The sequence below is a fragment of the Nonomuraea sp. MG754425 genome, from assembly GCF_021699195.1.
In the GTDB taxonomy this organism is placed as follows: Bacteria; Actinomycetota; Actinomycetes; order Streptosporangiales; family Streptosporangiaceae; genus Nonomuraea.
Map to the genome: position 1 here is coordinate 1 of NZ_SSXE01000082.1, position 24,694 is coordinate 24,694.

Annotated in this window: 26 protein-coding genes and 1 pseudogene; 15 read left to right on the top strand and 12 right to left on the bottom strand. The window is 70.8% G+C overall.

The annotated features are described in order from the left end of the window. Nucleotides 1-128: 128 nt before the first annotated feature. Entirely contained in the window at nucleotides 129-698 is a 570-nt protein-coding gene (locus FAF44_RS26720) for a hypothetical protein (RefSeq protein ID WP_237106017.1), read from the bottom strand. 393 nt (nucleotides 699-1,091) lie between these two features. Continuing rightward, nucleotides 1,092-3,065, bottom strand: a complete 1,974-nt coding sequence (locus tag FAF44_RS26725; RefSeq protein ID WP_368857776.1) for a WD40 repeat domain-containing protein — start codon at nucleotides 3,063-3,065, stop codon at nucleotides 1,092-1,094. Between the two features lie 109 nt (nucleotides 3,066-3,174). Here FAF44_RS26725 and FAF44_RS26730 point away from each other — a divergent pair, with 109 nt between their 5' ends. Further along, a complete protein-coding gene (locus FAF44_RS26730; protein WP_237106019.1) occupies nucleotides 3,175-3,498 on the top strand; it encodes a PadR family transcriptional regulator in 324 nt (107 codons plus the stop codon). Then, nucleotides 3,495-4,409: a hypothetical protein gene (locus tag FAF44_RS26735; protein WP_237106020.1), complete on the top strand. Its 915-nt coding sequence runs from the start codon at nucleotides 3,495-3,497 to the stop codon at nucleotides 4,407-4,409. Before FAF44_RS26730 ends, FAF44_RS26735 begins: the two co-directional genes overlap by 4 nt. Before the next feature lie 40 nt (nucleotides 4,410-4,449). Here the strand turns inward: FAF44_RS26735 and FAF44_RS26740 are convergent, their stop codons facing one another. Together FAF44_RS26740 and FAF44_RS26745 are read right to left on the bottom strand one after the other, a co-directional pair. Further along, nucleotides 4,450-5,202: a MerR family transcriptional regulator gene (locus tag FAF44_RS26740; protein ID WP_237106021.1), complete on the bottom strand. Its 753-nt coding sequence runs from the start codon at nucleotides 5,200-5,202 to the stop codon at nucleotides 4,450-4,452. A 92-nt stretch (nucleotides 5,203-5,294) separates the two neighbouring features. Then, nucleotides 5,295-5,876, bottom strand: coding sequence for a TetR/AcrR family transcriptional regulator (locus FAF44_RS26745; RefSeq protein ID WP_237106022.1), 582 nt, complete (start codon nucleotides 5,874-5,876; stop codon nucleotides 5,295-5,297). Nucleotides 5,877-5,958: 82 nt separating this feature from the next. On the opposite strand from FAF44_RS26745, the gene FAF44_RS26750 reads away from it, so the two are divergent. From FAF44_RS26750 to FAF44_RS26775, 6 genes are all read left to right on the top strand, one after another. After that, on the top strand, nucleotides 5,959-6,366 hold the full coding sequence (locus FAF44_RS26750) for a VOC family protein (protein ID WP_237106023.1): 408 nt from the start codon (nucleotides 5,959-5,961) through the stop codon (nucleotides 6,364-6,366). 222 nt (nucleotides 6,367-6,588) lie between these two features. Continuing rightward, a complete protein-coding gene (locus FAF44_RS26755; RefSeq protein ID WP_237106024.1) occupies nucleotides 6,589-7,035 on the top strand; it encodes an NUDIX pyrophosphatase in 447 nt (148 codons plus the stop codon). Between the two features lie 246 nt (nucleotides 7,036-7,281). Then, complete coding sequence (locus tag FAF44_RS26760) at nucleotides 7,282-7,983, top strand: VWA domain-containing protein (RefSeq protein ID WP_272895067.1); 702 nt, start codon at nucleotides 7,282-7,284, stop codon at nucleotides 7,981-7,983. Continuing rightward, nucleotides 7,980-9,032, top strand: a complete 1,053-nt coding sequence (locus FAF44_RS26765; protein WP_237106026.1) for a protein phosphatase 2C domain-containing protein — start codon at nucleotides 7,980-7,982, stop codon at nucleotides 9,030-9,032. The genes FAF44_RS26760 and FAF44_RS26765 overlap by 4 nt, the downstream gene beginning before the upstream one ends. A gap of 15 nt (nucleotides 9,033-9,047) precedes the next feature. Further along, on the top strand, nucleotides 9,048-10,085 hold the full coding sequence (locus FAF44_RS26770) for a hypothetical protein (RefSeq protein ID WP_237106027.1): 1,038 nt from the start codon (nucleotides 9,048-9,050) through the stop codon (nucleotides 10,083-10,085). Continuing rightward, nucleotides 10,086-11,276, top strand: a complete 1,191-nt coding sequence (locus tag FAF44_RS26775; RefSeq protein ID WP_237106028.1) for an FHA domain-containing serine/threonine-protein kinase — start codon at nucleotides 10,086-10,088, stop codon at nucleotides 11,274-11,276. On the opposite strand, the gene FAF44_RS26780 is transcribed toward FAF44_RS26775, so the two are convergent. Continuing rightward, nucleotides 11,266-12,810, bottom strand: a complete 1,545-nt coding sequence (locus FAF44_RS26780; protein ID WP_237106029.1) for a hypothetical protein — start codon at nucleotides 12,808-12,810, stop codon at nucleotides 11,266-11,268. The genes FAF44_RS26775 and FAF44_RS26780 overlap by 11 nt on opposite strands. A gap of 427 nt (nucleotides 12,811-13,237) precedes the next feature. On the opposite strand from FAF44_RS26780, the gene FAF44_RS26785 reads away from it, so the two are divergent. The 6 genes from FAF44_RS26785 (at nucleotide 13,238) to FAF44_RS26810 (ending at nucleotide 18,132) form a co-directional block, all read left to right on the top strand. After that, nucleotides 13,238-13,756 carry a TlpA disulfide reductase family protein gene (locus tag FAF44_RS26785; RefSeq protein WP_237106030.1) on the top strand — a complete coding sequence of 173 codons (519 nt, stop codon included), beginning with the start codon at nucleotides 13,238-13,240 and terminating at the stop codon, nucleotides 13,754-13,756. A gap of 34 nt (nucleotides 13,757-13,790) precedes the next feature. Continuing rightward, nucleotides 13,791-14,273, top strand: coding sequence for a S26 family signal peptidase (locus FAF44_RS26790; protein ID WP_237106031.1), 483 nt, complete (start codon nucleotides 13,791-13,793; stop codon nucleotides 14,271-14,273). Nucleotides 14,274-14,312: 39 nt separating this feature from the next. Beyond that, nucleotides 14,313-14,528: a hypothetical protein gene (locus tag FAF44_RS26795; RefSeq protein WP_237106032.1), complete on the top strand. Its 216-nt coding sequence runs from the start codon at nucleotides 14,313-14,315 to the stop codon at nucleotides 14,526-14,528. Between the two features lie 581 nt (nucleotides 14,529-15,109). Beyond that, nucleotides 15,110-16,135: a tripartite tricarboxylate transporter substrate-binding protein gene (locus FAF44_RS26800; protein ID WP_237106033.1), complete on the top strand. Its 1,026-nt coding sequence runs from the start codon at nucleotides 15,110-15,112 to the stop codon at nucleotides 16,133-16,135. Beyond that, nucleotides 16,136-16,597 (top strand): tripartite tricarboxylate transporter TctB family protein, encoded by a 462-nt coding sequence (locus tag FAF44_RS26805; protein ID WP_237106034.1) that lies wholly within the window; start codon nucleotides 16,136-16,138, stop codon nucleotides 16,595-16,597. Nucleotides 16,598-16,620: 23 nt separating this feature from the next. Beyond that, nucleotides 16,621-18,132 (top strand): tripartite tricarboxylate transporter permease, encoded by a 1,512-nt coding sequence (locus FAF44_RS26810; RefSeq protein WP_237106035.1) that lies wholly within the window; start codon nucleotides 16,621-16,623, stop codon nucleotides 18,130-18,132. A gap of 9 nt (nucleotides 18,133-18,141) precedes the next feature. Here FAF44_RS26810 and FAF44_RS26815 read toward each other — a convergent pair whose 3' ends face one another. The 6 genes and pseudogenes from FAF44_RS26815 to FAF44_RS26840 all read right to left on the bottom strand — a co-directional run. Next, on the bottom strand, nucleotides 18,142-18,843 hold the full coding sequence (locus tag FAF44_RS26815; protein WP_237106036.1) for a hypothetical protein: 702 nt from the start codon (nucleotides 18,841-18,843) through the stop codon (nucleotides 18,142-18,144). 88 nt (nucleotides 18,844-18,931) lie between these two features. Beyond that, a complete protein-coding gene (locus tag FAF44_RS26820; RefSeq protein ID WP_237106037.1) occupies nucleotides 18,932-19,438 on the bottom strand; it encodes a hypothetical protein in 507 nt (168 codons plus the stop codon). Nucleotides 19,439-19,716: 278 nt separating this feature from the next. Beyond that, entirely contained in the window at nucleotides 19,717-21,951 is a 2,235-nt protein-coding gene (katG, locus tag FAF44_RS26825) for a catalase/peroxidase HPI (protein WP_237106038.1), read from the bottom strand. Between the two features lie 33 nt (nucleotides 21,952-21,984). Further along, nucleotides 21,985-22,425: a Fur family transcriptional regulator gene (locus FAF44_RS26830; protein WP_237106039.1), complete on the bottom strand. Its 441-nt coding sequence runs from the start codon at nucleotides 22,423-22,425 to the stop codon at nucleotides 21,985-21,987. Between the two features lie 190 nt (nucleotides 22,426-22,615). Beyond that, a complete protein-coding gene (locus FAF44_RS26835; RefSeq protein WP_237106059.1) occupies nucleotides 22,616-22,861 on the bottom strand; it encodes an AzlD domain-containing protein in 246 nt (81 codons plus the stop codon). A gap of 274 nt (nucleotides 22,862-23,135) precedes the next feature. Next, nucleotides 23,136-23,576: pseudogene (locus FAF44_RS26840) on the bottom strand (AzlC family ABC transporter permease); the annotation flags it as partial. 63 nt (nucleotides 23,577-23,639) lie between these two features. Between FAF44_RS26840 and FAF44_RS26845 the strand changes: the two are divergent. Next, entirely contained in the window at nucleotides 23,640-24,095 is a 456-nt protein-coding gene (locus FAF44_RS26845; protein WP_237106040.1) for an Lrp/AsnC family transcriptional regulator, read from the top strand. Here FAF44_RS26845 and FAF44_RS26850 read toward each other — a convergent pair. Further along, nucleotides 24,082-24,669 (bottom strand): TetR/AcrR family transcriptional regulator, encoded by a 588-nt coding sequence (locus FAF44_RS26850; RefSeq protein WP_237106041.1) that lies wholly within the window; start codon nucleotides 24,667-24,669, stop codon nucleotides 24,082-24,084. The two genes, FAF44_RS26845 and FAF44_RS26850, sit on opposite strands and share 14 nt — an antisense overlap. Nucleotides 24,670-24,694: the final 25 nt, after the last annotated feature.

Genomic DNA, 24,694 nt, shown 5'->3' on the forward strand with positions numbered 1-24,694 from the left:
CGGTGCAGCCCGTCCAAGGCCGGCCACCTGTGCAAGGCCATCGCCGTCCTGCAGAATCACCGAGTTTCGCAGGCGGCGTGAGGATGAAAAGCGTTCACTGGGAAGCTCGGCAGGACCCTACGGCACCCTCATACCTTCCGCACCATGACGCCGGCCGTACGGACGAAGTCCTCCACCGCCACGCGAACTTCCGGAGTCAGAGCCTTCACAGCATCCGAGGTCTCGGCCTTGTTCATGCTCTTGACCAATTCCATGGCGTGGTTCGCGAGCCGTCTGATCTCGACATCCTCTGTGATTAGTTCTACCTGATACAGAGCCGTCCACCCCGCTGCACGTGCGCGCAAAACCTCATCCACCGCCGTGCGATAGGCATCGCCGTTCCTGTCGTCTTTGGCCCGCTCGCCCCAGGCCCGTCGTTGAGCACTGCGGAAGTCCAGAATCGTACGCGCGAAGTCGCTGTAGATCTTGATCTGCTCACCTCGAAGCCGCTCCGCACGAGCGAACCTTTCCGATCTATCGATGGAACGACGCTGGAGCAGGAACGTCATCAGAGAACCTAAGAGGGTCCCCGTGACCGCAATGATGGATGTGATGATCGCTGACATTCCCCGAGTTGACCATGAGATGCTTTCGCGTGTGAAGTGCAGCCAGTTGCCCTTGCCTCCGTCGGGGCGCTCCGGCTCCGGGATGGTCGTCATGCCGGGTATCAAGGCCGTAGGTGGCTGAGGTGGAAGCCGGATCATCCTGCCCGCCATCGACCCGGGACAAGTCTGGCCCGCTTCCCTATCGGGCGGGTCCACGGCAGACGGGATGATCATGGTCCGGGGTTGGACAGCGGATCGGGACGCGTGGGGGTTCTGGGCCTTCTTCGTTATGCCGGCCATGCTCGTCACAGGGATACGGCTGATTGTCGCTACCGCCGTGGGTGCTTCGGACGCCGCTGATGACCTGCCTCAGAGCCTGGTGGCAAAGAAGTTCGGTCGCTGAGGCTGGGATCAGGGATGACCCGGGCGGTACGTGTGCGCAGGGTCGATGTGCCGCCGGTGGATGGCTTCGAACGACACGGGGTCGGTGGCGAGGTTCGTCCGTGGTCAGCTCGATCGGGGCACGGTGAGTACGGCGATGTCGCGGTCGAAGCAGACGATGATGTGGCCCTGTGGGGTGGCGGTGACGGCGTTGACCATGTCGGGGAATTCGAGGTCAGGGCCGAGTTTGTCGAAGGTGGTGAGGCTCCAGGCCGCTACCGTTCTGTGGCCGGCGGCGACCGCGATGGGGTGGCCGTCGATCGTGGTGGCGGCGAGGGCGGCCACGGCTCCCATGGAGAGGTGGCCGATCTGCTGGGCGGTGGCGACGTCCCACACTTTTATCGGCGGTTCGCGCCAGTCGTCGTTCGTGGTGACGGCGATGGGGCGGCCGTCCACGACGGTGGCGGCCACGAGGCGGACCGGTTTGCCGTTGCCTCCGGCGGTCTGGAGTCCGGTGTCGCGGTTGGTGGCGAGGTCACGGACCCGGAAGCCGCCGCCCCACCGTCCGAGGAGGGCGACGGGCCGGTCGTCGAGCGTGGTGGTGGCGAGGTCGAGTACCCAGCGATGGTCGCTTTTGCGGGGGTTGCCGGTCTCTTGGCCGGTGCGGAGGTCCCATACGCGGATGGTCTTGTCGTCGCCGGCGGTGATGGCCCGGGGCAGGTCGCCCGTGATGTCGGCCGCGACCGCGGTGATCGGGCGGTGGTGGGCGGTCAACGGTGCTGCGGTCGCCTTCCCCAGGGTGAGGTCCCAGAGCCGGACGGCGCCGTCCTCGCCTCCGGTGATCGCCATCGCGCGATCGTCCACCTGGGTCGCGGCCACGGCGGTGATGGCGCCGGTGTGGTCGGTGAGTGGCGGGCACACCTGGGCGCCGGTGTTCAGATCCCACACCCGTACGGTTTCGTCATCGCTACTGGTCACCGCCGCCGGCCGGCCGTCCACTGAGGTGGTGGTCACCGCCGTGATCGCGGCGTCGTGGCGAACCGGTCTGCCGGACGGTTCGCCGACGACCAGATCGCACACCCGGACCGATCCGCTGTCGCAGGTCGACACCACCACCTGCCGGCCGTCCACCACTGCCGTCGCCACCGCGTGCACCGTCCGGCGATGTTGCGGGAACAGCTCACCGACCAGTTCGGACGTCTTCAGGTCCCATAGCTGGAGGGTCGGCTCATCGGAGGTGCAGGTGATCGCCACCAGCCGGTCGTCCACGATCGTGGTCGTCACGGCCTCCAGGTTCGCGCATCGGGGGAGTTCGCCGACCGGGAGTCCGGTGGCCAGGTCCGACACGCGCGTGGTCGTCCGGTAGCCGCCGGAGATGACCACCAGATGGCCGGGGGTCAGCTCCGCGACCTCGACCGTGTCCACGTGCCCGGTGTGGCCGGTGAACGGGCTGCCCACCGGATCACCGGTGTCCAGGTCCCATACCCGGACGGTTCGTTCGCTGCCCGTGACAACCACCCAGCGGCCGTCCAGCACCGCGGTCGCCACCGTGAACACCGGGCCGGTGTGACCGTCGATCGGCGCCATCACCTCCTGGCGCGTCTCCAGGTCCCACACCCGTACCGTCGTGTCGTAGCACCCGGTGACCACCACCTGGCGGCCGGCGCGTTCCGCGATCGCGAGGGCCTCCACACTGTCAGCCTGAAGGTCGAACGGCTCGCCCACCGGCTTGCCGGACGCGAGGTCCCACACCCGTACGGTGTCGTCGTCACCACCGCTGACCACGACCGGGCGGCCGTCCAGGACGGACATCGCCAGCGCCCGCACCCCGTTCGTGTGACCGGTCCACGGGGCGCCGATCCGCTCGCCGGTCGACAGATCCCACATCTGGACGGTGTTGTCGCCACTCCCGGTGACCGCCACGGCGCGGCCGTCGAGGACCGTGGTCGCCACTGACGCCACCCAGTTGCCGTGGCCGTCGGTGGTGCCGAGCGGCGGACATGACGTCACGCCCTTCGGCAGCAGACTGGTCCAAGTCGGCCGCACACGCCAGGCGGCAGCCGGTACCTCATAGCGGGACGGAGACGACATGCCGCGCATATTAGTTGCCGGCACCAGGGCGCGTCTCGAAGAAGCCCATGGTGGACGTCGTCGGCCTTCGGGCACTCCATGACTTGCTCAGCGAGACTTACTAAGTTTTACTGAATACATGGCACGCAGAACACCGGAGCTCGGCCGCTTCACCGACGTGGCGCTGCTCGTGCTCATCAGCCTCGCCGAAGGCCAGAAACACGGCTATCGGATGATCAGCGACATCGAGGAGTTCTCGGGCACATCGCTGGAGCCGGGCACCCTCTACGGGGCGTTGATGCGGCTGGAGGAGCGCGGCTGGATCGAGGCGGTGCAGCCGGCCGAGCGGCGCAAGCCGTACCGGATCACCGACGGAGGGCGTGACGCGCTGCGCGAGCAGCTCGCCACCCTGCGCCGGATCGAGCAGGCGGGAGTCAGGCGAGTGGCGTGGGGGACGGCATGAGGGCAGGCGTGTTGCGAGCGGTGGCGGGGGCCGTGCTGAGCCTCTACCCGAAGGCGTGGCGGGAGCGGTACGGCGAGGAGGTCGCCGACCTGGTCACCGCGCGGCCGGTGCGGCTGCGCACGGTGGCCGACCTGGCCGCCGGGGCCGGCGACGCGTGGCTGCACCGCCGGCGCATCCCCGGTGCCCGGCCGCTGCGCCTGCCGCTCGCGGCGGTCCTGGTCGCGGGGATCTACGGCCTGTGGTTGTTGTGGAGCCCGGGTGCACGCGACCTGGCCGGCCTGGGGAGCGTGTGGGACGAGGCGGCGCGGGCCGGATCGCTCGCCGACGAGCTGAGCGGGACGGCCACCACCATGTTCGCCTCGGCCGGCGCGCTGGCCCTGCTGTCGCTGGCGCAGCTCGGCACCGCCGTACGCGCCGCCGGCAAGCATGCCCCGCTCGGGGCGGCGGCCCGGACGACCGGGCGGCGAGTGGTCGTGACCGGCCTGGCCGTCGTCCTGCCGATCATGCTCGTCCTGACCATGTACGCCGGTCTCATGCTGGACGCCGGCGAACCCCTCGGGCCGCTCGGCGGCGCCATCACGGGCGGCTTCTTCGTGCCGCCCCTCATGGCGCTGATCCTGCCGCTGCCGCTCATCGCGGCGACGTCACCCGTGCTGAGTCCCGCCGCGCGCGCCGCCGGCAAGTCGCTGACGGTGGCGGCCGTCCTGAACGCGATCGCGTGGCTGGCGGTGGCGGTGCTGGTGGCCATGGGTCTCAGGGAGGCGTCGCCGTGGTTCGTCACGTCGCTCGCGGCCGGCGCGGTGCTCAGCGTCGGCATGGCGGCGCTGGTCGCCAGGGCCGTGTTGCGGCGGGCCCCCGAGGACCCGGTCATGCTGCCCGAGCGCACACAGCTCGGCCGGGCTCCCTTCTGAACGACGCGCGCTTTCGTTGTGCACCCCGCAAACAGACGCCTCAGCCGTCGCTGAGATGGCGTTCCGCGTACACCTTCATCGCGTCGCGGACGAAGGCCGCCGTGCCCTGGCCATGCCGCTCGTAGGTCTCGGCGAAGTGGGGATCGGCGACGTACATCTCCGCGAGCCCGATCACGTACGACTTCTGCCCGCTTGCCTGGCTGACCATCAGCCACTCGCGGTGTCGCTGCGCTATCGCCTGCGCGACGTCGCCGTCCACCGCGTGACCGTCCTTCAGCGCCTGTCCGAAATCGCGGGCGATCTGCTCCTGCCGGTTCTGGAACGCCCGCTTGTCCTGCGCGCTCAGCGAGCTCCACCAGCGGTCGCCCTTCTCGTACGCCTCGCGCCCCCAGCGTTCGGTGACCTCCTCCTTGTACCGGGTGTGGTCGAAGCCGTCGAAAACCTCTGCCGCCACGAGTGGCTCTCCTTTCTCGGTTCGGACGAGAGTGGTCCGCACCGAGGCGATCTGCCGCCGGATGCGCTCCAGTTCCTGTTCCAGCAGACGTAGATGCGTGCGCAGGGCGGCGCTGGTGTTCTGCCGCCCCTCCAGCACCTGCGCGATCGCCGGCAACGCCACGCCCAGTTCGCGCAGCAGCAGGATGCGCTGCAGCCGGACCAGGGCCTCCTGGTCGTAATACCGGTAGCCGTTGCTGCCGACCCGGCTCGGCATGAGCAGGCCGAGCTCTCCGTAGTGCCTGAGCGTGCGGCTCGTCGTTCCGGTCAGCCGGGCAATCTCCTGGATCGACCACTCCATGGCTTACACGCTAGATCTTGACGTTACGTGAGGGTCAACCCGGCGCGGGTCTACTCCCGGACGGCTTCGTCCTCCGGCGGCCGAGCCGGACGTCAGGGCGCGCGCAACGACTCCAGCAGGCGTGACAGCGCCTCCAGCGTGGCGGTCACGTCGCCGGGGCCGGCGGTCTGCGCCAGCCACAGGGCCGCCTCGTTCATCGCCCCGGACAGCAGGCGGGTCAGCGGCGCGACCGGTCGGTCGGGGATCGTCCCGTTCTTGACGAGGTCGGTGAGCGCTTCGGCCAGGTGCTTGGCGGAGGCGTCCTCGTCCATCGCCCGCCAGTCGTTCCAGCCGAGCACCGCCGGCCCGTCGATCAGCATGATTCGCTGGATCTCCGGGTCGGCGCCCGCGGTCACGAAGGCCGCGCACCCGGCCTTGAACCGGGACCACGGATCTCCCGCCGCCTCGGCCGCCGCCGCGACCCGGGTCGCCACCTCCTGCTGCACCTGTTCGAGGACGGCCCGGAAGAGGTCGGTCTTGCCGTCGAAGTGGTGGTAGAGCGCTCCCTTGGTCACCCCGGACTCGCGCACGATCTCCGTCAGACTCACCGCGGCGTAGCCCTTGGCGGCGAACAGGCGCCTGCTCTCGGCGACCAGCGTCTGCCTGGTGCGCTCCCTCTGCTCCGCTCTGGTCACCGCATCCTCACTTTGACATACCGATGGTACGCGAACTAGCGTACCGTCACATACCGTTGGTATGTGAATGAAGGGGAGCGACATGGAACCGACCAGCTTCTATCCGGTGATCTGCACGGCCAAGATGGCCGAGTCGAAGGACTTCTACGTGCGCCTGCTCGCCTTCGAGGTGACGTTCGAAGCCGACTGGTACGTGAGCCTGCGCCGCGGCTCGTACGAACTGGCGCTGCTCGACCACACCCATGCGACGTTGCCGCAGGGCTACCGGCGGCCGGTCACGGGGCTGCTGCTCAACGTCGAGGTGCCCGACGTCGACGCCGAGTGGGAACGCCTGGTCGTCGGCGAGGGGCTGGTCCCGGAACTGCCGTTGCGCGACGAGGACTTCGGCCAGCGGCACTTCATCGTCCCGGACCCCAACGGCGTGCTGATCGACGTCATCACACCGATCCCCCCGTCCGAGGAGTACGCCGCGAACTACACGTCCGCCTGAACCCCGGTCAGGATTGCCGCGCCGTCTGTGAACAATCGCCACTCCCGCCTCTACCTGCAGGCGGTCGAGGTGGGGGTGGTGCGGTAACGAGTATGCCCACTTCTTCATCGTGCTCGATTCGCAGGGATGCCGCGTACATGAATCTCGTTCGATAAAAGTGGTTTCCTGCTTGGTGTGGAACGCCTCAGAGAACGGATCTGTCGTATGCGTCAGCCCCATACCGTGCTCGTCTTCCTCTTCCGAGGACCGGCCGGCCGGCCGGAGTACGCCGTCTTCCGGCGGGCCGATGACTCCCATTGGCAGAGTGTGAGCGGCGGGGTCGAAGAGGGCGAGGATCTGGAGACGGCGGCCCGCCGTGAGACCGCCGAGGAGTCCGGGCTGCCGGCGAACGGCCCGCTGTTCAAACTTGACATGGTGAGCGGAGTGGAGAAGGAGTGTTTCGCGGCCAGTAGGTTCTGGCCCGAGGACGTCTACATCGTGCCGAAGCATTTCTTCGCCATGGACGTCACCCAGGAAAAGGCCGAGATAGTGCTCTCCCGGGAACATCACGACGTGCGGTGGCTGCCGTACGAGGCCGCGTATGAGACTCTGCGCTACGACGATGACAAGACGGCGCTGTGGGAGCTGGACCAGCGTATCCGCCGTGCGGATTTGCCGACGGCTCGCTAAGGCTCACGGCCGCTGGGGCGGGAGTCAGCCAGAATTCAAGGGTCCGGAATACCTCTGGGGCTCGGGGTCCCGGCGGTCGTATCCGGTCCGGCCGCGGCGCGGAGTCGGGCGGTCCTGTTCCTGCTCGGCGCGGGCAATCGGCGGCAAGGTGACAGGCCGTCCGGACTGCTGCGCCTTTCCGGGCAAAGTCCCCCTTCTGTTTGAAACCTTGCAAAGACCGATAATTCCCATCAGGATGAAAAGCCGATGAGAACGGCCAGCGGGCGCCCCCGCGCCTTCCCCTTTTACATCGTGTGCGACGTGTCGCACTCGATGCACACCCCTCGCGAGGACGGACGGCCCACTCCTTTCGAGGTGCTCTCCAACTGTGTCGGTGAGCTGCTGTTCGAGCTGGAGGCAGGCGATCCCGGCGTGAGCGAGGCCGCGCATGTCGCCGTGGTGTCCTTCTCCGACAGGGTCGAGCTGGTGCTGCCGCTGACCAGGCCGTGCGACGCGATCAGGGTGCCGGCCCTGCGGCCCGGCCGGCAGACGGACTACCTGGCGGTCTTCGGCGAACTGGTCAAGATCGTGCAGAAGGATCACCGGAAGTTGTCCAGGCAGTTCGACGTACGCGCGCCGGTGGTCTTCTTCATCACCGACGGCGAGCCCTACGTCGGCGAGCACCACCAGGACGTCGAGGTCTGGGGCCCCGCGCGCGACCGGCTGGCGAACCTGCACCCGGCGCCGTACATCGTGGCACTCGGGTTCGGGACGGTACGTGAGGAGACCCTGCGGCGGGTCGCCACCACGCTCCGGGGCGACGTGCTGGCCTTCGCGGGCGAGATCGCGACCGGCGCGGCCACCGTGCTGCACGGCATCGCGCAGGCGGTGTCCGACAGCATCAGCGCCTCGGTCAACCGGAACACGGCTGTGCTGCGCGGACCCGGCGGGATGCGGCAGTTGAGATGATCAGGGCGGCTCTGGCGGGCTTACTCCTGGCCATCGGGATCGACCTGATGGCAGCCGAGCACGGCCCGCCGCCGGAGCCGACCGCGACGGTGACCGTGACGCCCGCCCCGCAGCAGGACGGCGGCGGGGCGGCGGGCTGGCCGCTGTGGATCCTGTCCGGCCTCGCCGGCGGCGGCGCCGTGCTCGCCGGACGATCGCTGCTGGCCCGCAGGAACCGGGCCGGGAGCGCGGCCAGGACGCCGCTCGGGCCGCTGCCCCAGCCGCTGCCGGTGCTGCTGGCGGGCGGGGCGGACTCGCGTGCCCCGGGGGTCGCGCTCGACGGCGGCATGCTCGCGCAGACCACGGTCCGCGCCGTGAGCATCCGCGGCCGGCGTCACCGCTATCGCGGCGAACCCCTCCAGGACGCCTACGCCGTGCGCCTGAGCGCGGACGGGCGCTGGGTCATCGCCGCGGTGGCCGACGGGCTGGGCAGCACGTCGCACGCCGAGCACGCCGCCGCGGTGGCCGTGCGCGCCGCCACGAACCTGTCCCTGACCCCCGACCTCGGCTGGCACGCGGCCTTCGCCGCCGTGGCGGGGGAGGTCATGCGGGCCACGGCACGGTTCGGCGGCCGGACGCCGAACCCGCCCGCCACGACGCTGACGATCGGGGTGGTCCCCGCGGACGGCCGGCGCGGGATCGCCGCCTGCGCGGCCATCGGCGACTCGCCGGCGTTGTGGCTCCATGACGGCAGGTGGACCGAGATCTTCCCGCCTGATGGGCAACGACCGGACAACGTCACCTCGGCCCTGCCGGAGGACCTCGGTGAACTGCGGGAACGGCAGATCGATTGGGGGCCTGGCGATGTGCTCGTCCTGTGCAGTGACGGGTTCGGGACGGCCATGGGCGGCGGCGGCAGCACGCTCGCCCAGCGGCTCGTCACGTCGTGGAGTTCGCCGCCCGCGCTGCGCGGCTTCCTGCATGACGTCGACTTCCACCTGTCGACCTACGACGACGACCGGACCGTGCTGGCGGTGTGGGCCGGCCGCCACGACACAGCCGTCCTGTGACGAGAGCGCGGCCGGATGAACCCACCGGACGTGGTCGAGGAAGCGGACCTGACAACGCCGGCGGACGCCGATCTCTACCGGCTACGCCCCGGCGGTCAGGCGGCCGGCCTGGCCGCGTGCGAGATCAGCGGCGTCTCCGGCCGGTTCCTGTTCAAACGGTACGACGAGGAGACGCTGGCGGGCCTGGACGAGGACGCGCTGCTCGCCATGGTGCGCTGGCGGCGCGAACTGCCCCGGCAGGACCGCGCCCGGCTCGACCGGCTCTGCGCCTGGCCGGTCGCGGCGGTCCGCGGCGACCGGATCTCGGGCATCCTGATCAGGCCCGCTCCCGAGCCGATGTTCGCCGAACTGCGCACCCGCCTGGTGCCGCGCCACCTGGACGAGCTCACCCGCTCGCCCGAGCGGGTGGACGCCCTGCGCGAGCACTACGGCACGCGTTACTACGAGCCGCCGTACAAGCTGGCCGTGCTCGGCCAGTTGCTCGCGACCGTGCAGTGGCTGCACGAGCAGGGTTACGTGGTGGGCGACCTGCAACTGCGCAACGCCGTCTTCACCATCGACCCCGCGCCCGCCGTGTTCCTGCTGGACTGCGACTCGTGCCTGCCCGCCGGGGGTCGCGGCGCGTTGCCGGAGGCCGATCCTGAGCAGTGGAAGCTCCCTCGCGAGGCGGGGTTCACCCCGGAGTCCGACTACTACAAGTTCGCCTGGGCCGTCGTGCGCTGCCTCCAGGAGAGCGCCGAGGCGTGGTCGCTCGACGAGGCCGCGCTCGCCAGGGTGCTGCCGTCCCGGCATCGCCGCCTGATCAGCCAGTGCCTGGACGGCGCGCCGGAGACGGTGGACACCGAGCGGTGGCGGGCGGCGGGGGAGTCGTGGCGGTGGCTCGTCACGCCCGAGCACATCTACGTCGAGACCGACTCCAACCTGCGCGAGGCGTGGCGGCGGGGCAGGTCCGCGGTCGGGGACGGCTCGCGCGGCCGGCGCCGGGGGATCGTGGTGGCGATCGTCGTCCTGGCGGCGATCGCCGTCGTCGTCGCGGTCACGTTGGGAGCCTGAATGCACACCGGCGAACCACGGCGCATCGGCCCCTACGAGGTGCTCGGCTGCCTGGGCGTCGGCGGGCAGGGCACGGTCTACCTCGCGCGGGGTGAGGCGGGCCGGGTCGCGATCAAGGTGATCCACGCGCAGGGGGCGGCCGACCCGAGGGCGCGCAGGCGGTTCGCGGACGAGGTGGCCATCGCGTCGCGGGTGCCCAGGGCGTACACGGCGATGATCATCGACGCGGACATCGACCGTGACCAGCCGTACATCGTGAGCGAGTACGTGGCAGGGCCGTCCCTGCAGAAGCTCGTGGACACGCACGGGCCGCTGTCGGGGTCCGTGCTCGAACGGCTGGCGACCTACACGGCCACCGCCCTGGCGGCGATCCACGGCGTGGGGGTCATCCACCGGGATCTCAAGCCCGCCAACGTCATCGTCGGGCCGGACGGGCCCCGGGTGGTGGACTTCGGGGTCGCGCGGGCCCTGGAGGCGACCTCCGTGCTCACCACGACCGTGGGCACTCCGTCCTACCTCGCGCCGGAGCAGGTCGGCGGGCCCGAGAGCGAGGTGGGCGCGCCCGCGGACGTGCACGCGTGGGCGGGCACGGTGTACTTCGCCGCCACCGGACGGGTGCCGTTCGCGGGGAGCAACGTGGCCGTCATCATCAACCGCGTCCTGACCGAGACCCCCGACGTGCGGGTGATCCCCCAGCCGCTGCGCTCGCTGATCGCCGACTGCCTCGCCAAGGACCCGGCCCGGCGGCCCACGGCCATGGAACTGCTCGGCCGCCTCGTGGGGCATCCGTCGGAGACACCGCAGGCGACGGTCCCGCACGCCGGGATCCTGCCGGTCACCCTCGGGACGCTGAAGGAGATCACCACGCTGGGCAGCGGGCCCGCGGCCGACATCGTCATCCACGGGCAGGGGGTCGCCCCGGCGCACGCCACCGTCCGCAGGGTGAGCGCGGGTTACCGGCTGCACGACCACAGCGGCGGTCTGGGGACGTACATCGACGGCCGTCCCGTCCTCTACGCGACGCTGCGGCCGGGGGAGCGGTTCGCGCTCGGCCCGGTGGTGCTCCGCCTCACCGGCACGGGGGAGTTGGAGCGGGTCCGGTTCGGCCGGCCGCCGGGCGCGCGCTGGTGGCTCCTGCTCCTTCTCGTCGCGGTGCTGGTGACGGTGCTGATCGTGCTCGTCAGGGGATAGTCACGGGGGTGGGCGTGGTGACGTTCACCCGTTCCCCGGTCCTGGAGTCGAGGGTGAAGGCGCCGCTGGCGCCGCGGATGACGTTGGTGCCGGTGAACAGGTAGAGCTGCCCGCGCACCGCCACCGCGGAGGGCAGGCTGAGCTGGGACGGGTCCACGCCGATGGCCGCCTTCTGCACCGCGGTGGCCGCCGCGGTCACCGCGTCGTAGGCCAGGATCGCCAGCCCGGTGCCGAGGTGCGTCGCGGGGAAGCTCACCCCGTGGTGGGCCGTGACGAACTCGTCGCGGAACTCGCGGTAGAGCTGGCGGTGCGGATTGTCCTCGTTGTCGAGCCGCGCGGGGTCGGCGAGCGGCACGAACATCACCTTGATGGGCGCCTCCGGGTCGTGCAGCGACGGGTCGTCCGGGTTCTGGTCCTGGGCGTCGTCGCCGGTGACCACGGTGATGGGCGTGGAGCGGCAGGGCCTGCTGCGCAGCAGCTTGAGGAAGGCGGGCATGAACGCCTGGCGGCCGGCGTAGAAGATCATGTCGATCTTCGTCCCGCAGATGGTGTCGCTGATGGTGCGCAGGAGCGAGGGGCCGCCGCGCGGGTCGAAGGGGAAGCTGAGCCCGGACTTGTCGACGTACGGCTTGAGCCCGAGCTTCGGGTCGAGGAAGGCGTCCTTGAGCGAGCGGGCGTAGAGGTCCTTGGTGCCCTGCGGGGTCACGTCGGCCCACATCAGGGCGGCGCTTCCCTCGACCTTCTTCTTCTTGAACTCCTCCGCGATCGCGGCGAGCTGGGCCGAGGTGCTCACCGCGGTGCGGGTGAGGCCGGGGATGGGACCGGCGTCGTCGATCTCGCCGGTGGTGTTGAACCCGGCCGCGGTGATGAAGTCGGCGACCATCGGGATCCCGGGGTCCTTGGCCAGGGCGCGGGCGGCGTCGATGCTCTCCTGCTGGCTCGGGCCCATCCCGGTGACGGCGACGATCTGCCCGGGGCCCGCGGTCGCGCCCGTCGCGGCGTTGCGCCGCACCGCCTGCACCGTCGTGTTCCACTTCGAGCCGTCGTGACCGGTGTTGGCCAGCAGCAGCCGGATCTTGGGGAACGTCTCCGAGTGGTTGGCGCGGTACTGGGCGATGAACGCCCCTTCGAGCTGGTGCAGGGCGCGCTCGCCGACCAGCCCGCGTGGGCCCGCGCCCATCGGGGCCAGCAGCGCGATCGTGCTGTAGTCGTCCTTCTCGGTGACCGTGCGGTTCTCCGAGGCGATGACCTCCAGGATCTGGCGGTACTGCGGGCCGAGGACCATCGTCCCGTCGGCCGGGTCCATCAGCCCGACGCACTCGCCGTCGACGCTGACCACGTCCGAACTGCTCGTCTCGCAACGTCCCCACGGCCACCAGCCCTGGGCGTAACTCACGAGCACCCCGGTGGAGATCAGGACGGCGACGACCACGACGATCACCACCAGCCGTCGGCGGAAGAGCGTGCCCGCCTGCCGTAACAGGTTCCAGGCGCGCGTGGCGAAGGAAGGGGGCGGTGCCGGTTCGTCATGCATCTGGACTCCAAGCCGTCACTTACGCCGTGATCGTGCGGGCATGCTGTCCCCGAATCTCGATCGCACACCGTCCCGTCCCCGGAATGGTGGCCGCCTGGACTCATCGTCATTAAAACGTGATCAATGGTGGCGGGACAACAAGTTGTCGGCAGGTTCGTCAGGAAATGCTGTGATGCGGGTGGGTTGCGCTAGCGGGGCGCTAGTGAGGCGCTACCAGCCTGCTCCAGGATGTTCCGCCATGGCTCCAGTGGCGGTTGGCCTGCCAGGTCGTGCTCGCCGCGGGGTTGTCCGTCCGCGCCCGTACGAAGCCGCTCCACGCGGCATGGCGGCGCGACGGAGGCCACCGGTCCGGTGGGAGCCGTCCTGCTGATCGTCTTCGACGACATCGACGATCTGGTCATTCGAGAAGATCCGGGGAACGGGTGTGATGGAGTATCTCGCCGCGGCCGTCGTTGTGGTCGGCCTGTTGTGCATGGTGAACCTGCTGCTGATGGTCGGGGTGATCCGCCGGCTGCGCAAGCTGGCCGCGCGGCCCGCGTACGGCCTGCCGCCCACGGACGGGCTGGCCGTCGGCGAGCGCATGCCCGAGTTCGCGGCCACGACCACCGCCGGCGAGCCGATCTCGCACGACCTGCTGGGCGGGCCCGCGCTCGTCGGCTTCTTCACCCCGGGCTGCGAGCCGTGCCAGGAACTGCTGCCGCGCTTCGTCGCACGAGCCCGCGAGTTCCACGGCCAGGCGCTCGCCGTGGTCGTCGCCACCTCGGCCGAGGACGCCGCCGAGGAGGCCGAGCACCTGGCCGGGGTGGCCCGGGTCGTGGTCGAGGAGCCGGGGGGCGCCCTGCAGGACGCCTTCAGCGTCAGCGGTTACCCGACCGTCTACGTGATCGACGCCGACGGCGCGGTGGCCGGCACCGACCTGGACGCGCTCGCCCTGGTGCAGGCATGACCCGAGCCCGCGCGGCGGCCGGGACGGTGCCCGGGTGAACGCCTCGGTCCTGCTCGCCGTCGCGGTCGCGGTCGCCGTGCTCGCCATCGCCGGCGCGCTGGTCGTGCGGCTGCGCCGGGCGTACTCGACCATCCGGGTGGACGGCTTCAGCATGACGCCCGCCCTGACCGACGGCGACCGGCTGCTGGCCCGGCGACTGCCCGCGTCCGCGCTGCGGAACGGGCACATCGCCGTGGTGCGCAGCCCGCTGCCGATGGGCGGACCGTTCCTCATCAAGCGCATCGTCGCGCTGCCCGGCGACCCCGTGCCCGAGTCCGTACGGGGGATCGTCCCCGACGAGCGGGTGCCCGACGGGCGGCTCGTCGTGATCGGCGACAACGTCGACGCCAGCTTCGACTCCCGTGACCACGGCTACTTCTCCATGGCCGACGTGCACGCCGTGGCCATTCGAAAGCTCACCTCAGCCGATGACCCCAGCGGAACGGAGAGCACGCCGGCAAGACACCTTCTGATCTGAATCCACCGACGAACCACGAAAGAATTGGAACAGAACGCAATGACGCAGACCATCGCCAAGCTTGGGGACCGGCTCCTCGCGCTGATCGTCCCCGAGCACCACGCGGCGGCCGACGAGTGCTCCAACCAGTACCGCTGCGGCCCCTACGGCTGCACCGGGACCATGGACTACAAGGTCAGGAAGCAGGTCCGGACCGTCTGCCGGGCGGCCGGCCCCGGCGCGTGGCGGAACACCCCTTACTGCTGCTACATCTGATCGCCGGCCGGTCAGGCGTCCGGGGTAGCTGACCCGGGGCACGCCGGTGGCGGCCGAGTGCCGGCCCACGGCTCCTGACCGCCTCGATTCTCGCCCTCGTCCTGGCACGGCGGCGGCGCGGACGTCATCGCGTGGACGTCCGCGACCGCCGACGACAGCGACGAGGGCGTCCGCCGAACCGGCCGTCCCGGGCGAGACTGTCGCCCACCCTCGGCAGGCTCCGCCGCACAACGATCTCCTGGCGGCCCGGACGCCGGGGAGGTGCTCGGCACCGTCGAGATCCAGCTCCGGCAGCCGTCACCTGACTCCTGCGAGCTCACCGACTTCACGATCACCACCACCCGCCGCGGACCTTCCGCCGCCGCGCTGATCGTCCGGTGACGGCCGCGCGGCAGGGGAGAGCCGCGGTCGGGTGCACGTCCCAAACTCATGCTTGTGTTAGGCCGTTAGGCTTGAAATTCTGCTCACATCCGGTGCATCCCCTCAAGATCCAGCCGACACCATCCGCGTCCCAGCCAGCCGAGACTGACGCCGCGCGCGCCCTCCGACCCCCGGGCCCGCGCTGACGAGGAGGCCGCGATATGACAACGACCAGCAGGTACTGGACCGCCGTCCGCATGATCGCCGCGATCGGCGCCGCTTCACTCGTCGCCGCCTGCTCCGGCGGCGCGGGCAATACCGGGACGGGCGCCGACACCGGCGGCTACCCCGACCAGAACATCACGTTCGTGGTGCCGTTCAGCGCGGGCGGCCCGACCGACACCGTCACCCGCATGATCGCCGAGCCGATGGCCGCCAAGCTCGGCGGCAAGATCGTCGTGCAGAACGTCGAGGGCGCCGGCGGCACGGTCGGCGCCGGCGAGGTCGCGCGGGCCGAGCCCGACGGCTACACCGTGCTCATGCACCACATCGGCATGTCCACCGCCCCCTCCCTGTACCGCGACCTGGGCTACCAGCCGCTGGAGAGCTTCGAGACGGTCGGGCTCGTCACCGAGGTGCCCATGACGGTCGTCGCGCGCAAGGACTTCGAACCGGCCACGCTCCAGGACCTCGTCACCTACGTCAAGGCCAACGCCGGCAAGGTCACGCTGGCCAACGCCGGCATCGGCGCCGCCTCCCACCTGTGCGGCCTGCTGTTCCAGACCGCCGCGGGCGTCAAGCTCCAGGAGGTCCCGTACGAGGGCACCGGCCCCGCCCTGACCGACCTCGTCGGCGGCCAGGTCGACTTCATGTGCGACCAGACGACCAACACCAGCGGCCAGATCTCCGCCAGCGAGGTGAAGGCGTACGCGGTCACCACGCCGGAACGGGTGAAGAGCCTGCCCGACCTGCCCACCACCACCGAAGCCGGCCTGCCCCAGCTCCAGGTCAGCGTGTGGCACGGCCTGTACGTCCCGAAGGGCACCCCGCAGGACATCGTCCAGAAGTTGTCCGAGGCGCTGAAGGCGGCGCTGGCCGACCAGAAGGTCGTGGACCAGATGGCCAAGCTCGGCACCACGCCGGTCCCGGCCGAGAGCGCGACCCCGCAGGCCCACCGGACCAAGCTCCAGGAACAACTAGGCACCTGGGCGAAGGTCATCACCGACGCCGGCGTCAAGGCGTCCTGAGTGGAGCGCCGCCGGTCCTTCCCCGACGTGCTCGCCGGGGGGATCTTCGTGCTGATCGGCGGCGCGTTCGCCGTGGGGGCGCTCGGCCACGAGCTGGGCACCCCGCTGCGGATGGGCCCCGGCGCGTTCCCGCTGCTGGTCGGCGCGATCACGGCCGCGCTGGGGCTGGCGATCGTGGTCAAGGGGCTCGTCGCCGGCGAGCTGATCACGTTCGGGACGATCCCCTGGCGCGCGGTCGCCGTCATCGTGGTCGCGGTGCTGTTCTTCGGCTTCACCGTACGCGGCCTCGGGTTCGTGCCGACGTCGGCGGTGACCGCCCTGCTCACGACGCTGGCCAGCACCCGCGTGCGGCCGATCGCGGCCGTGGCCGTGGCCGCCGGGCTGACCGTGGCCGCCACGCTCATCTTCGTCTTCGGGCTTCAGTTGCGGATCCCGTTATGGGGTCCGTGGCTGGGGTTCTGACCCGGTCTCCGGATTGAGAGGGCATGGAACTTCTCGACAACCTCGCGCTGGGCTTCTCCACCGCCTTCCTGCTCCAGAACGTCCTCTACTGCTTCGTGGGAGTGCTGCTCGGCACGGCGGTCGGCGTGCTGCCCGGCATCGGGCCGACCGCGACGGTGGCGATGCTGCTGCCGATCACGTTCAGCTTCGAACCGGTGACGGCGCTGATCATGCTGGCCGGCATCTATTACGGCGCGCAGTACGGCGGCTCGACCACCGCCATCCTGATCAACCTGCCCGGCGAGTCGTCGGCGGCGGTCACGGCGCTGGACGGGCACGAGATGGCCCGCCAGGGACGAGCCGGCGCGGCCCTGGCAGCCGCCGCGATCGGCTCCTTCGTCGCGGGCACGCTGGCCACCGTCGCGCTGGCCGTCGCGGCCCCGCCGCTGGCCCGCGTCGCGTTGCGCTTCGGCCCGGCCGAATACTTCTCGCTGGTGCTGCTCGGCCTGGTCGTCTCGATCGCGCTGGCACGCGGCACGGCGCTCAAGGCGCTGGCGATGATCGCGCTCGGCGTGCTGTTCGGCACGGTCGGCCAGGACATCTACACCGGCACCCCGCGCTTCGTGTTCGGCCAGCGCGAGCTGTACGGCGGCATCGACTTCGTGTCCGTCGCCGTGGGCATGTTCGGGGTGGCCGAGATCCTGCGCAACCTGGAGCACGAACGGACCCGGACCGTGGTCGTCAGCCGGGTGAACTCCCTCTGGCCGACCAAGGAGGACCGGCGCCGGATGATCGGCCCGATCCTGCGCGGCACCGGCCTCGGCGCCGCGCTCGGCGTCCTGCCCGGCGGCGGCCACGTGCTGGCCTCCTTCACCTCGTACGCCGTCGAGAAGCGGGTCTCCCGGCGGCGGCGGCACGAGTTCGGGCACGGCGCGATCGAGGGCGTGGCCGGCCCCGAGTCGGCGAACAACGCCGCCGCCCAGACGTCGTTCATCCCGCTGCTCACCCTGGGGCTGCCCGCCCACCCGGTGATGGCGCTGATGGTCGGCGCGTTCATCGTGCAGGGCATCACCCCGGGCCCGAACGTCATCACCGACGAGCCGGCGCTGTTCTGGGGCCTGATCGCCTCGATGTGGATCGGCAACGTGCTGCTCGTGCTGCTGAACCTGCCGCTGATCGGCATCTGGGTGCGGATGTTGCACATCCCGTACCAGGTGCTGTTCCCGATGATCATCCTGTTCGCGGCGATCGGGACGTACTCGCTGGGGTTCAACGCGTTCGACGTCTACGCGGTCGTGTTCTTCGGGATCCTCGGCTACATCCTGATCAAGTGCGGCTGCGAGCCGGCCCCGTTGCTGCTCGGCTTCGTCCTCGGGCCGCTGCTCGAGGAGAACCTGCGGCGGGCGCTCATCATCTCCCGCGGCGACGCGTCGGTCTTCCTCACCCGGCCGATCTCCGCGGTGCTGCTGGTCCTGGCCGTGGCGGCGCTGGCCGTCGCCGTGCTGCCGACGATCCGCCGCCGCCGCGAGGTCGTGTTCTCCGACGAGGAGGCGTAGCAGGCCCCGTCAGCCGAGGCTCCTGGCCAGGGCCTCCCAATGCGTCTCCGCGAGCGGTTCGATCGACTCGTCCCCGGGCCGCACGTCGAGCCTGCCCTCCAGGACCCGGAACCCGGCGTCCCGGTAGTCCGGGTCCTTCCGCCGGAACACCCACACGCGCACGACCGGCGGCGTCGGAAAGGACGGCACCTCGCCCCGCTGAGCCATCACGGAGACGATCGGCAACACGCCGAAGCGGTCGTCGCTGACACGGGCGACGCGCAGGAGGGCGTCGTCGCCGACGGGGTCCCGGTAGGCCAGCACCGTCCCGGGGCTCAGGTCGGTGACGTGCCGCCACGGCGGACGCAGCCGCCTGCGCTCCGGCTGCGGGCCGGTCAACTGGCTGCGCACCTTGTCGAGCACGGCCCGCCTCCTGGACAGCACCGCCGCGCCCGCGTCCGCCCAGGCGGAGAGCCCTTCGCCGCGCTCGACGATCCGCAGCGCCCTGTCGCGGACCATCGGGTCCAGACGCCCGACCTTCGACTGGGTGACCGCCAGGGCCAGCCAGAACACGGGGCCGTCCTCGGGATCGTCCAGCGTTTCGGCGTACGCGTCGAGGAGGTGGCGTCGCGCCTCCTCGTCCGCCGTCCCGTCCTCGATGAGCCGGCGGTACTCGTCCCGGGCGTCGCAGGCGAGGTCGTCCGAGAACAGTGCGGGCCCCCAGGCTCCCATCCGGCGTGCTCCCTTCGAGAGGCGGCTCTCGTGGCAGTCTGTCCTGCGGGGCGCCGGATGGGTGACCGGATGGCGGAGTTCGTTCCGGTCAGTTCCGGAAGTGGTCGCGCAGGTGCTTGAGCACCTTCACGCGGACCGCCTTGCGGATGGTCTTCCCGAGGCCGTGGAGAGGATCGGGTCTCCGGTGTCTCGCGTGCGCGTGCTTGGCCACGGGCGCGGGCCGCCGGTAGGACGGGCCGCGTCGTGGGACGCGGCTCTGCACCCGGATGACCAGCCTCCTCGGCTTGCCCGCGCGCCGGGCCGGCGCCCGCCGCCCGGCGGCCACCGGCGCGGCCGTCGAGGCCGACGCGGCGGAAGCGGGCGGGTGAGCGGGCGGCGCGGCCGGTGCCGGCGCCGCTGGAGAACTCGGCACCGGTGCCGGTGGAGCGCTCGGCGCGGGCGCCGCCGGCGGGGAGGCGTGCCGCGTGACCGGCGCTCTCGCCGCCTGCGCAGCGGCGGCGGGCGGATGCAGGACGCCCTGATCACCCTGTACGGCGTACCCGGCGGAGAAGCCCACACCGGCGCTGAGCCCCAACGAGACGGCGAACACGGTCACGATGGCGAATGGCCCGCGGCCTCGACGGCCGGGATTGGACGGTGCACTACGAATGAAGGCGGACGGCGGATAGTCACACATCTTCGCACCCCCGAGATCATGAGCTCGTCGCGAGTCAACGATCACTACTGGTGATCGTTCCCCACATCCCGGTTCGCGTCCCGGCCAGGAACGTCTGCATCCGGCCAAGGATCAGGCGCGGGACCCGGGCCAGGAACAGGCCGAAGGGCCGGCCCCGCCACGCGGCGGAACCGGCCCCACGGCACATCGGTCAGACGTCAGGCCACGTCGAACCGGTCGAGGTCCATGACCTTGGCCCACGCCGCGACGAAGTCGTTCACGAACTTCTCCTTCGCGTCGTCGCTCGCGTACACCTCGGCGAGCGCCCGCAGCTCGGAGTTCGAGCCGAAGACCAGGTCGGCGCGGGTGCCGGTCCACTTCACCGCACCCGTGTCGGCGTCGCGGCCCTCGAAGGTGGTCGCGTCGCCGGAGGTCGCCTTCCACGTCGTGCCCAGGTCGAGCAGGTTGACGAAGAAGTCGTTGGTGAGCGTCCCGGGGGTCTCGGTGAAGACGCCGAGCTGCGTCTGCTGGTGGTTCGCACCGAGCACGCGCAGGCCGCCGACCAGGACGGTCAGCTCGGGAGCGGACAGGCTGAGCAGGTTCGCCCGGTCCAGGAGCAGGTACTCGGCCGGCAGGCGGTTGCCCTTGCCCTGGTAGTTGCGGAACCCGTCGGCGGACGGCTCGAGCGCGGCGAACGACTCCACGTCCGTCTGGTCCTGCGTGGCGTCCACGCGGCCCGGCGTGAACGGCACCAGCACCTCGAAGCCGGCCTCCTTGGCCGCCTGCTCCACGCCGACACCGCCGGCCAGGACGATCACGTCGGCGAGGGAGACCTGCTTGCCGCCGTTCTGGGCGCCGTTGAAGGACTTCTGCACGCCTTCGAGGGTGCCGAGCACGGTCGCCAGGCGGTCGGAGTCGTTGACCTCCCAGCCGATCTGCGGCTGCAGGCGGATGCGCGCGCCGTTGGCGCCGCCGCGCTTGTCGCTGCCGCGGAAGGACGAGGCCGACGCCCATGCGGTGGACACGAGTTCCGGCACCGTGAGGCCAGAGGCGAGGATCTGGTCCTTGAGGGTGGCGACGTCGCCGGCGTCGATGAGTTCGTAGCCGCGGGCGGGCAGCGGGTCCTGCCAGAGCAGCACCTCGGACGGGACCTCGGCGCCGAGGTAACGCACGATCGGGCCCATGTCGCGGTGCGTCAGCTTGTACCACGCCTTGGCGAACGCGTCCGCGAACTCCTGCGGGTTGTCGCGGAAGCGGCGCGAGATCTGGTCGTAGATCGGGTCGACGCGCAGCGACAGGTCGGTCGTGAGCATCGTCGGCGCGTGGCTCTTGGCCGGGTCGTGGGCGTCGGGGACGGTGCCCTCCCCGGCACCGTCCTTCGGCCGCCACTGGTTGGCGCCCGCGGGGCTCTGGAACAGCTCCCACTCGTAGCCGTACAGGATCTCGAAGAAGCTGTTGTCCCAGGTGATCGGGGTGTTGGTCCAAATGCCCTCAAGGCCGCTGGTGATCGTGTCCCCGCCCTTGCCGGTGCCGTGGGCGTTGCGCCAGCCGAGGCCCTGCTCCTCGATCGAGGCGGCCTCGGGGTCGTCGCCGACGTGGTCGGCCGAGCCGGCGCCGTGGGTCTTGCCGAAGGTGTGACCGCCCGCGATCAGGGCGACCGTCTCCTCGTCGTTCATCGCCATGCGGCGGAAGGTCTCACGGATGTCGCGGGCCGCGGCGAGCGGGTCCGGGTTGCCGTTGGGGCCTTCCGGGTTGACGTAGATGAGGCCCATCTGGACGGCGCCGAGCGGGCCCTCCAGCTCGCGGTCGCCGGTGTAGCGCGCGTCGCCGAGCCATGTGGTCTCGGGGCCCCAGTAGACGTCCTCCTCGGCCTCCCAGACGTCCTCACGGCCGCCGGCGAACCCGAACGTCTCGAAGCCCATCGTCTCCAGGGCGACGTTCCCGGACAGGATCAGGAGGTCGGCCCAGGAGAGCGCGCGGCCGTACTTCTTCTTGACCGGCCACAGCAGGCGGCGGGCCTTGTCGAGGTTGGCGTTGTCCGGCCAGCTATTGAGCGGCGCGAAGCGCTGTTGCCCGGCCCCGGCGCCGCCGCGGCCGTCGCTGATCCGGTACGTGCCGGCGCTGTGCCAGGCCATCCGGATGATGAGCGGGCCGTAGTGCCCGAAGTCGGCCGGCCACCAGTCCTGCGAGGTGGTCAGCACCTCCGCGATGTCCCGCTTCACGGCCGGGAGGTCGAGGGCGAGGAACGCCTCGGCGTAGTCGAAGTCCTCGCCGAACGGACGCGCCACGGCGGGGTTCTTGGCGAGGATCCGCAGGTTGAGCCGCTCGGGCCACCACTGGCGGTTCCCGCCGCCCTGGGTGGGGTGCGGGGCGCGCGCGTGCGCGACCGGGCAGCCGGCGGCGTCGCCCTCCGCTTTCGGGTCGGTGACGACCGCGTCGTGGTTCTCAGTCATGGGAATCCTTCCAGGACGTGGGGTTCAGCGTGCTCAAGAACTGCTGGTGGTGGAGCAACCGGGGCACCGGCCCCAGTAGATGACCTCGGCCTCGTCGATGGTGAAGCCGTGGTTGTCGGCGGCGTGCAGGCACGGGGCATGACCGACCGCGCAGTCGACGTCGGCCACCGCACCGCATGAACGGCACACGATGTGGTGGTGGTTGTCGCCCACCCGCCCCTCGAACCGGGCCGGGCTGCCGGCCGGCTCGATCCGGCGTACGAGGCCCGCCGCGGTGAGCGCGTGCAGGGCTTCGTAGACGGCTTGGAGCGAGACGTGGCCCACGCGGTCGCGCACCCCGGAGGCGAGGGCCTCGACGTCGAGGTGATCACCACCGCGTACGGTCTCGAGCAGCGCGACCCGAGCGGCGGTGACCCGCAGTCCGGCGCCGCGCAACTCCTCGGCGGTGGTCGGAGTCTTGGGTGCGTCGGTCATAGTGCCTCAACCTATCGCCCTAAACACGAATGATGCAAGATAACGAATAGTCCCAGTTAATAGCTGTGCCAAGCCTTTACCCGGGCGGCCGTCAGGTGCCCGGTCGGCACGACAGTAACCCGCCGCAGCGGCGCGGATCGCCGCCGACACCCCACCGCCGGGAGCGGGTCCGCACTGGTCAGGGGCGTGCTCAGGCCAGGGCCGTGGACAGCGCCACGTGCACGGCGGTCGCGCCCAGGACGCTGACCACGGCGTTGCGGGTCTTCAGGTGCAGCCCGACCGCGACCGCCAGGGCCACGACGGCCGGCACCACCCCGGTCCAGGGCGTGAGGCGCAGGTCGCGCAGCGTGTACAGGGCCAGGATCAGCATGATGCCGACGGGCATCCGCAGCGCTAGATAGCGCAGCACGGACGAGCGGCGCAGCGGGGCCAGCACGGCGAAGGGCAGCGCGCGCAGGCCCCACGTGATCGCCGTGCTGACGGCGACGGCGGCGGAGGGCGTACCGGACGAGCAGGCTCGCCGTGAACAGGCCCATCGAGACCGGCAGCAACTGCCCGGGAGCCAGCAGCACGGCGGCGGCGAAGCTCGCCGCGGCCAGCAGCGGCGCGGGCAACTCGCGCCGGGCGTGCCAGGCGTCGAGCGTCAGCACCACGAACAGCGCGGTCAGGGCGAAGTCGAGCCCGTGCAGGGTGACCGGGATCAGCGTGCCGGCGAGCGCGCCGGCCGTGGCCCCGGCGACCCAGTACACCTGGCACAACACCTGCATCCACAGGATGCGCGCGCCGCTCCAGTCGCGGGCGCGCCCGCCGGCGGTCAGCGCGTACGCCTCGTCGGTGAGCGCGAACGTCGCGTAGATCCGGCCGAGCGGGCGGACCTGACGCAAGGGGAAGGACAGGGCGTAGAAGACGTGCCGCATGTTCACCAGCAGCGCCGTCACCGCGATCTGCCCCAGCGGCGTCACGGACGCGACCAGCCCCAGCAGCAGGAACTCCAGCGAACCCGCGTAGATCACCGCGGTGAACACCGTCGCCCACCACCAGTCGAGCCCGGCGTGCGCCACGAGCACGCCGAAGCTGACCCCGAGGGGGAACAGGCTCAGCCCCACCGAGGCGGTGTCGCTCGCCGCCGCCGAGAAGTCCCGCATTCGCATGAACAGTAATTTTAGTAGGTGAACCGCCTAATATGGTTGCGTGGATTAGGCAGAATGAGGCTTGTGAGCAATTCTGTTAGCCTCGATGCCGTTGATCGTGAAATTCTGTTCCAACTGTCCCAGGACGGGCGGCTGCCGAACGTCGAGCTGGCCCGCCGGGTGGGGTTGACCCCGCCGCCGTGTCTGCGCCGGGTCAAGCGCCTGGAGGAGGCCGGGGTGATCGCGGGTTACCGGGCCCAGATCTCACCCGAGGCGCTGGGCCGTTCGCTGGAGGTGGTCGTGTCGGTGGAGATCGCCGTCAACGACCTGCAGACCGTGGAGGAGTTCGAGTCGCGGGTGGCCGCGCTGGAGGAGGTCGTGGAGTTCCGGCGGATGTTCGGGCGGCCCGACTACTACATGCGCGTGGCGGTCGCCGACCAGTTCGCCTACGAGGAGTTCCTCAGCCGGCGGATCCTGCCGCTGCCCGCGGTCTCCCGCGTCGACTCCCACCTCACGATGAAACGCATCAAGGACGACTAGCGGGGACGAGGGTGTCGAGCAGCGTGCGGACGAACGAGGCCGCCGCCTCGGCGCCGTCCCGGTGGCCGGGTTCCGCCATGTGCCCGAGGAACGCGTGCTGGAAGCAGGCCCCGAGCAGCAGTCCGGCCGCCGCGCGCACGTCCGCGTCCGCCCGGACCCGTCCTGCCTCCTGCTCGGCGCGCAGGTAGCCGGCCAGCGCCTCGTTGGCCTTGTGCGGGCCGCCGCCCTGCCGCCGCAGCCCCTCCCGGTGCGCGGCCAGCGTGGCGGGGTCGGCGAACACCGAGGCGAACATCGGGAACCCCGCCCGGTAGAAGTCGATCGCCGCCCGTGCTGCCGCCGTGAGGTCGTCCGCCAGGCCGCCCGCACCCCGCAACGCCCGCGCGAGCTGGACGAAGCCGGGCGAACGTTCCCGCAGCACGGCCTGCATCAGCTCGGCCTTGCCGGTGAAGTGTTTGTACAGGGTCGCCTCGGTGAATCCGGCGGCCCGCGCGATCTGGCGCGTGGTGACGTTGGCCAGGCCGTGTTCGGCCATGACCTGGGCCGCCGCGTCGAGGATCAGGTCCCTGGTGCCCATGTTCGTCCTTTCCGCCGTTGACATG

Bases quoted from the DNA above. Each gene is read 5' to 3' on its own strand.
- FAF44_RS26740 (WP_237106021.1), bottom strand. From the start codon at position 5,202: ATGGAGTGGTCGATCCAGGAGATTGCCCGGCTGACCGGAACGACGAGC.
- katG (WP_237106038.1), bottom strand. From the start codon at position 21,951: ATGACTGAGAACCACGACGCGGTCGTCACCGACCCGAAAGCGGAGGGC.
- FAF44_RS26850 (WP_237106041.1), bottom strand. From the start codon at position 24,669: ATGGGCACCAGGGACCTGATCCTCGACGCGGCGGCCCAGGTCATGGCC.
- FAF44_RS26830 (WP_237106039.1), bottom strand. From the start codon at position 22,425: ATGACCGACGCACCCAAGACTCCGACCACCGCCGAGGAGTTGCGCGGC.
- FAF44_RS26760 (WP_272895067.1), top strand. From the start codon at position 7,282: ATGAGAACGGCCAGCGGGCGCCCCCGCGCCTTCCCCTTTTACATCGTG.
- FAF44_RS26720 (WP_237106017.1), bottom strand. From the start codon at position 698: ATGACGACCATCCCGGAGCCGGAGCGCCCCGACGGAGGCAAGGGCAAC.
- FAF44_RS26800 (WP_237106033.1), top strand. From the start codon at position 15,110: ATGACAACGACCAGCAGGTACTGGACCGCCGTCCGCATGATCGCCGCG.
- FAF44_RS26785 (WP_237106030.1), top strand. From the start codon at position 13,238: ATGGAGTATCTCGCCGCGGCCGTCGTTGTGGTCGGCCTGTTGTGCATG.
- FAF44_RS26735 (WP_237106020.1), top strand. From the start codon at position 3,495: ATGAGGGCAGGCGTGTTGCGAGCGGTGGCGGGGGCCGTGCTGAGCCTC.
- FAF44_RS26750 (WP_237106023.1), top strand. From the start codon at position 5,959: ATGGAACCGACCAGCTTCTATCCGGTGATCTGCACGGCCAAGATGGCC.
- FAF44_RS26815 (WP_237106036.1), bottom strand. From the start codon at position 18,843: ATGGGAGCCTGGGGGCCCGCACTGTTCTCGGACGACCTCGCCTGCGAC.
- FAF44_RS26795 (WP_237106032.1), top strand. From the start codon at position 14,313: ATGACGCAGACCATCGCCAAGCTTGGGGACCGGCTCCTCGCGCTGATC.
- FAF44_RS26780 (WP_237106029.1), bottom strand. From the start codon at position 12,810: ATGCATGACGAACCGGCACCGCCCCCTTCCTTCGCCACGCGCGCCTGG.
- FAF44_RS26810 (WP_237106035.1), top strand. From the start codon at position 16,621: ATGGAACTTCTCGACAACCTCGCGCTGGGCTTCTCCACCGCCTTCCTG.
- FAF44_RS26725 (WP_368857776.1), bottom strand. From the start codon at position 3,065: ATGCGCGGCATGTCGTCTCCGTCCCGCTATGAGGTACCGGCTGCCGCC.
- FAF44_RS26765 (WP_237106026.1), top strand. From the start codon at position 7,980: ATGATCAGGGCGGCTCTGGCGGGCTTACTCCTGGCCATCGGGATCGAC.
- FAF44_RS26730 (WP_237106019.1), top strand. From the start codon at position 3,175: ATGGCACGCAGAACACCGGAGCTCGGCCGCTTCACCGACGTGGCGCTG.
- FAF44_RS26770 (WP_237106027.1), top strand. From the start codon at position 9,048: ATGAACCCACCGGACGTGGTCGAGGAAGCGGACCTGACAACGCCGGCG.
- FAF44_RS26775 (WP_237106028.1), top strand. From the start codon at position 10,086: ATGCACACCGGCGAACCACGGCGCATCGGCCCCTACGAGGTGCTCGGC.